This is a genomic window from Pantoea sp., from assembly GCF_039594315.1.
In the GTDB taxonomy this organism is placed as follows: Bacteria; Pseudomonadota; Gammaproteobacteria; order Enterobacterales; family Enterobacteriaceae; genus Pantoea.
This window is the reverse complement of the sequence record NZ_JBCNNP010000092.1, coordinates 1-6704: the sequence shown is the minus strand read 5'-3', so window position 1 is coordinate 6704 and position 6704 is coordinate 1. Positions and strand designations below refer to the sequence as shown.

Annotated in this window: 5 protein-coding genes; 1 reads left to right on the top strand and 4 read right to left on the bottom strand. The window is 49.1% G+C overall.

All coding sequences use genetic code 11. The features are described from left to right. Positions 1 to 34 precede the first annotated feature (34 nt). Positions 35 to 2578, top strand: a complete 2544-nt coding sequence (gene mutS / locus ABDW13_RS22985; RefSeq protein ID WP_343554820.1) for a DNA mismatch repair protein MutS — start codon at positions 35 to 37, stop codon at positions 2576 to 2578. 94 nt (positions 2579 to 2672) lie between these two features. Here mutS and ABDW13_RS22980 read toward each other — a convergent pair whose 3' ends face one another. The 4 genes from ABDW13_RS22980 to nlpD form a co-directional block, all read right to left on the bottom strand. After that, the gene (locus tag ABDW13_RS22980) at positions 2673 to 3419 is read right to left on the bottom strand and encodes a GolD/DthD family dehydrogenase (RefSeq protein ID WP_343554819.1); all 747 of its coding nucleotides are present in this window, start codon (positions 3417 to 3419) and stop codon (positions 2673 to 2675) included. A gap of 25 nt (positions 3420 to 3444) precedes the next feature. Further along, on the bottom strand, positions 3445 to 4752 hold the full coding sequence (locus ABDW13_RS22975) for an MFS transporter (protein WP_343554818.1): 1308 nt from the start codon (positions 4750 to 4752) through the stop codon (positions 3445 to 3447). A gap of 357 nt (positions 4753 to 5109) precedes the next feature. Continuing rightward, positions 5110 to 6108: an RNA polymerase sigma factor RpoS gene (rpoS, locus tag ABDW13_RS22970; protein WP_007893257.1), complete on the bottom strand. Its 999-nt coding sequence runs from the start codon at positions 6106 to 6108 to the stop codon at positions 5110 to 5112. A 48-nt stretch (positions 6109 to 6156) separates the two neighbouring features. Beyond that, positions 6157 to 6704, bottom strand: a 548-nt coding sequence (nlpD, locus tag ABDW13_RS22965; RefSeq protein WP_343554817.1) for a murein hydrolase activator NlpD, incomplete at its 5' end; no start/stop codon positions are given.

The following is a 6704-nucleotide window of genomic DNA, read 5'->3' as shown; positions in this document are numbered from 1 at the left end:
GTTGAGTGAGAATGAGATGAAAGGAGCAGAGCAAATGGACTTTAGTGGCCATACGCCGATGATGCAGCAATACCTGCGCCTGAAGGCCGATCATCCTGACATCCTGCTGTTTTATCGCATGGGCGATTTCTACGAGCTGTTTTACGATGACGCGAAACGTGCCTCACAACTGCTCGAGATCTCTTTAACTAAACGCGGCGCATCTGCGGGCGAGCCGATTCCAATGGCTGGTGTGCCTTACCACGCCGTAGAAGGTTATTTGGCGAAACTGGTTCAACTTGGCGAATCGGTAGCGATCTGCGAGCAAATTGGCGATCCCGCTCTAAGCAAAGGTCCGGTGGAGCGCAAAGTGGTGCGCATTGTCACGCCAGGCACCATCAGCGATGAAGCCCTGTTGCAAGAACGTCAGGACAATCTGCTCGCCGCCATTTTCCAGAGCCAACGTGGATTTGGTTACGCAACGCTGGATATTAGCTCTGGCCGTTTCCGCCTAAGTGAACCTGCTGACCAGGAAACCATGGCTGCTGAATTACAGCGTACCAATCCGGCAGAACTGCTCTACGCGGAAGATTTCCAGGCAATGACGCTGATCGATCAACGTCGTGGCTTGCGTCGCCGTCCGCTATGGGAATACGAAATTGATACCGCTCGCCAACAGCTAAATCTGCAATTTGGCACTCGCGATTTAAGTGGGTTTGGCGTCGAACAAGCGCATCTGGCTTTGCGTGCCGCCGGATGCCTGTTGCAATACGTCAAAGATACACAACGTACTTCTCTGCCACACATCCGCTCCCTGAGCATGGAACGCCAGCAAGATAGCGTAATTATGGATGCCGCTACGCGTCGTAATCTGGAGATTACCCAGAATCTGGCTGGCGGAATTGAGAATACGCTGGCAGCGATACTCGACAAAACTGTCACGCCGATGGGCAGCCGTATGCTGAAACGCTGGTTGCACATGCCACTGCGTGATGTCACGACAATCGCACGTCGCCAGGAATCGATTGCGGAATTGCAATCGCTCAGCCAGGAATTGCAGCCAGTACTGCGCCAGGTGGGCGATCTGGAGCGAATTCTGGCGCGTCTGGCGCTGCGTACAGCGCGTCCGCGCGATTTGGCGCGTATGCGTCATGCCTTCCAGCAGTTGCCAGAATTAAACCAACAGCTAGAAAGCGTTGAATCCACCCAATTGATTAATCTACGTTCGCAGATGGGTGAATTTAACGAACTGCGCGAGTTACTGGAGCAGGCGATTATCGAATCACCGCCCGTTTTGGTGCGCGACGGCGGTGTAATTGCGCCGGGCTACAACGCTGAGTTAGATGAATGGCGAGCGTTGGCGGATGGCGCGACTGATTATCTTGATCGCCTTGAAATCCGTGAACGTGAAAAACTCGGGCTGGATACACTCAAAGTCGGCTTTAATGCGATTCATGGCTATTACATTCAGGTCAGCCGCGGCCAAAGTCATTTGGTACCGATTCATTATGTCCGCCGCCAGACACTGAAAAATGCTGAGCGCTATATCATCCCTGAGCTGAAAGAGTATGAAGACAAAGTTCTGACCTCAAAAGGCAAAGCGCTGGCGCTGGAAAAAGGCCTCTACGATGAGCTTTTTGATCGCTTGCTGCCACATCTGGAAGCGCTACAAATCAGCGCAGCCGCGTTGTCAGAGTTGGATGTGCTGGCTAACCTCGCCGAACGCGCCTGGACGCTGAACTATTGCCGTCCGGTGCTGCAAGAAAAAGCAGGGATTCGGATCACCGCAGGTCGCCATCCGGTGGTTGAACAAGTACTAAAAGAACCCTTTATTGCAAACCCGCTATCGCTGTCACCGCAACGGCGCATGTTGATCATAACCGGTCCAAATATGGGCGGTAAAAGTACCTACATGCGTCAGACTGCATTAATTGCATTGATGGCATGGATTGGCAGCTATGTGCCAGCTGAAGAAGCTGTGCTTGGCCCGATCGACCGCATCTTTACTCGCGTTGGCGCGGCAGATGATCTGGCTTCTGGACGCTCGACTTTCATGGTTGAAATGACGGAAACCGCCAACATTCTGCATAACGCCACCGAGAACAGTTTGGTGTTGATGGATGAAATTGGCCGCGGTACCTCGACTTATGATGGCCTTTCATTAGCCTGGGCATGCGCTGAAAGTCTGGCCAATCGCATCAAAGCCATGACTCTGTTCGCCACCCACTATTTCGAGCTGACGACATTGCCAGAAAAAATGGAAGGTGTGGTGAATGTGCATCTGGATGCGGTTGAGCATGGTGACACTATCGCCTTTATGCACAGCGTGCAGGATGGCGCTGCGAGTAAAAGCTACGGCCTTGCGGTGGCAGCACTCGCTGGTGTGCCAAAAGAAGTGATAAAACGCGCACGCAACAAGCTTAAAGAACTCGAAGCGTTATCGGGCAGTTCAGCCGCCTCAACTGTGGAAGGTTCACAAATACAACTACTGGTGGCAGAAACGTCTCCGGCGGTTGATGCCCTTGAAGCGTTGGATCCTGACAGCCTGACACCGAAGCAAGCGCTTGAGTGGATTTATCGCTTAAAGACGTTGGTTTAATGCTCGTCCCGCACAGAAATTATGTTCTGTGCGGGTCATTCTCTTGTTGAAACTCATTCCACGGCGTTGAAAGATAACGAAGCCAGCCGCGTTTTTAAATCACGCTATACCCGCCATCAACCACTAAGTTTTCGCCATTCACCATCGCCGCCTCTTTGCTGCTCAGATAGAGCACGGCTCCCGCAATCTCATCAGTTGTAGCGAAACGTCGCGCAGGGATTTTCTGTTTCATCTGCTCTGCCCTGTCGCCATGCCAGTAACGTTTACCCAATTCGGTTTCAACAACGGTAGGTGAAATAGCATTGGCCGTAATGCCAAACGGCCCCAGCTCGGCTGCCAGTACACGGGTGAAAGAAGCCATCCCTGACTTACTGGCGCAGTACGCCGCATGCTCATTGAGTGCAATCACACTGGCTTGTGAGGAGATGTTGATTAGGCGACCAAATCCCTGCATTTTCATAAAGCGTGAACAATGCTGCGCAAGAAAAAACGGTGCGGTCATGTTGATCAGCATCGTGGCGTTCCAGCTGGTGAGTTGTACTTCACCCACCGCTTCCAGCATACCGATACCTGCATTATTGACCAGAATATCAATCCGCCCAAAGTCATGGTGAATTTGCTCAACCAACTCGCCTAGTGCATCGACGTTGGCTAAATCAAAAACATAACCTTGTGCAGAATTTCCCAGATTTTGAGCAGCAGATTTTATTTCTTCGGCACGATCGACCATCGCCACCTTGGCACCCGCTTCACTTAAGCAGCGAGCGATGGCATAGCCAATTCCCGATGCGGCACCAGTCACGATGGCAACCTGATTTTTCAATGAAAATAATATCGTCATATTTTATCCTTAAAGAGTGAAATAATTATTTCGATTCAACAACTGCATTATTTAAAACGCTCTCTCTTTCTATTTTCGGTTGTGGATTACGAATAAAGAATGTCATTACTCCACCAATAAAATAGAGTGCAGAAAAAGTAATAATGACGTGTTCGATTTCGAATGAAAGACCAAACATCAGCGCTGCAACCGCAGGGCCAATAAGATTGCCAAATCCACCACCAAGATTTTGCACTGAAACCGCAGCACCTTTATGTTGTGGTGCCAACATAGGGAAAATAGCGCCCATGGGTACAAAAGAAGTGAGTGTGAATGCTAATAGCAACGCACAGACAATGGCCAAAACTAAATTACCAGGAAAGAGCGAAGGTAAATAATAGAAAGCAGCCGTCGTTAAAGTGCAACCGAAGAAACCAAACCAGCGCATTTGGAAAATCCAGCCAATCCGATCGCCAATAATCCCCCAGAGAACATTAGTCACCGGTTGAACCAGGAAAAACACGCCCCAGATCGTTGCCCATTGTTGTGTTGAAAAGCCTAATTCACGTGTGAAATATATAGGCATGAATACCGGTAATCCAAACAGCGCAACATTACATAATATGCGTGTTATTAATGCAAAGAACATACTACGGTCTTCAAAGATCAAAGTGATGCCACGCGAGACTTCGCGTAATTTATCCTTGCGACTCACGTTGCCAATTCCAGCTTGCTGATCGCCTTGATTTTTAACTGTGAAGAAAATAATCGCCCCGCCCGCTGCCGCAAACAGCAGAGAAAGCCATAAGGTGCTGATAAAGCCAATCTCAGGTACCAATACACCGGAAAGGAAGGACGCCGTGATGCCATAACCAATGGTGAACATCGACCATATCCACCCCGTAGCGGAAGCAAGCCGATGTGCCGGCGTACGTTGTACCACTAAAACATAAAACCCATAAAAGAACAGCGGATAAGCGAAGCCGCGTAGCGTGTAACTGATTAGCATCCAGGTAAAATTGTTTTCGCTCACGCCAAAATAAACAAATACCGCATGCAAAACGATCCACCAAACTGCGCCAGTCAACATGATCTTTTTAGGTCCATAAATTTCACTTACGGCGCCCGACAGCCAACTCGAAACTGCTGCGGTTAATGCATAAACAGTAAAAACCAGTGAGACTTGTTTTTCTCCATAGCCGAGATCGTAGAGATAACGGGAAAGATGCGCGAGTTCGATGCCATCGCCGGTCATAAATATGGCCATGGCGATATATCCCCACAATAGCGATATTGGCATGCCAAATATTACTCTGGAGTATTGTGATTCGACATTATTGCTTTGCACACTCATTATTATTTCTCCATATTAATTTCGTCACCTGAAAGCCCTGGCAATACAACGAGCAAAACATGGCATAGCATCAGGATGAAAACTTTTATTGGAGTGACACTGGATGAGGAATCGCGGCAGTAGCACAAAGAAAGTCATGCGTAATATTACAGTTCTAGAAAATGGAATCGTTAAAAACCATCATTATTAGATGATTAATTAATATTATTTCGTTTATATATTGTTGGGATTTGTAGCACTCAATTTAACGGTTGCCATTAAGAATGGTGCCGACAATGTGATAAAAAGTGAGTTTAATAGAGACATAAAAAAAGCGGTGGTTTTCACCACCGCCTTCTGTATCAACAACGTCGATATTTATTCGCGAAACAGTGCTTCAATGTTCAGGCCCTGAGTCTGCAGAATCTCACGCAGACGACGCAGACCTTCCACTTGAATCTGACGTACACGTTCACGGGTCAACCCGATTTCACGACCTACGTCCTCCAGCGTTGCCGCTTCATAACCTAACAGGCCGAAACGACGCGCCAGCACTTCACGCTGCTTGGCATTCAATTCAAACAACCACTTAACGATGCTTTGTTTCATATCATCGTCCTGCGTGGTGTCTTCCGGGCCGTTGTCTTTTTCATCGGCCAGGATGTCCAGCAGCGCTTTTTCGGAATCTCCACCTAAAGGTGTATCAACCGAGGTAATACGCTCGTTGAGACGCAGCATACGGCTGACATCATCAACTGGCTTGTCCAACTGCTCGGCGATCTCTTCTGCGCTCGGCTCATGATCAAGCTTGTGCGAAAGTTCACGCGCGGTACGCAGGTAAACATTTAACTCTTTAACGATGTGAATCGGCAAACGGATGGTACGGGTTTGATTCATGATCGCCCGTTCTATTGTCTGACGAATCCACCACGTGGCGTAAGTTGAGAAACGGAACCCACGTTCTGGGTCAAACTTCTCTACGGCGCGAATCAAGCCGAGATTACCCTCTTCAATCAGATCCAGCAACGCCAGACCACGATTGCTATAACGGCGGGCAATCTTTACCACCAAGCGTAAGTTACTTTCAATCATGCGGCGACGAGAAGGAATGTCACCTCGCAATGCACGGCGCGCAAAGAAGACTTCTTCTTCTGCCGTCAGCAGCGGTGAATAACCAATCTCGCCAAGGTAAAGCTGCGTCGCATCCAAAACGCGTTGCGTCGCACCCTGTGACAACAGCTCTTCTTCCGCTACGTCGTTGTTATCACCAGGTTCGTTCTCAACGAGAGCCTTCTCATCAAAAACCTCAGCTCCGTTGTTTTCCTCGAATTCCGCATCTTCATGTAAATCGTTAACTTTCAGCGTATTCTGGTTCATTAGCGGCTCCTACCCGTGATCCAAGGGCAGAACCAAGGTTCTGCCGGATTATCGTTGCGGTAAATAACGCAACGGGTTTACGGATTTCCCCTTGTAACGAATTTCAAAGTGCAATCTTACTGAACTGGTTCCGGTACTACCCATGGTAGCGATTTTCTGCCCCGCCTTAACTTCCTGTTGTTCCCGGACCAGCATAGAGTCGTTGTGGGCGTAGGCGCTCAGGTAGTCATCATTGTGTTTGATGATGATTAAATTACCGTACCCACGGAGCGCGTTGCCTGCGTACACCACTCTTCCCGAAGCTGTGGCGACAACAGGTTGTCCACGCGAACCGGCGATATCGATACCTTTGTTTCCGCCTTCCGCAGCGGAGAAGTTATCGATGATCTTCCCATCAGTCGGCCAACGCCAGCTTCCCACTGGAGTTGTGCTGTTTGTCGTGCTGCTGACTGTAGGTGGTGCGACAACCGGAGCTGTGGTCGTTGCCACATTATTTGCTCCTTTCGACGGCAGCAATTTGCTACCCGACGAATTACCCGAATCATCAGAATACGTAATAACAGGTTGCTGTGCAACAGGGGTGGATTTAATTTGCG

Excerpts from the sequence above, each read along its gene's own strand:
- mutS (WP_343554820.1), top strand. The coding sequence starts at position 35 with ATGGACTTTAGTGGCCATACGCCGATGATGCAGCAATACCTGCGCCTG.
- ABDW13_RS22980 (WP_343554819.1), bottom strand. The coding sequence starts at position 3,419 with ATGACGATATTATTTTCATTGAAAAATCAGGTTGCCATCGTGACTGGT.
- ABDW13_RS22975 (WP_343554818.1), bottom strand. The coding sequence starts at position 4,752 with ATGAGTGTGCAAAGCAATAATGTCGAATCACAATACTCCAGAGTAATA.
- rpoS (WP_007893257.1), bottom strand. The coding sequence starts at position 6,108 with ATGAACCAGAATACGCTGAAAGTTAACGATTTACATGAAGATGCGGAA.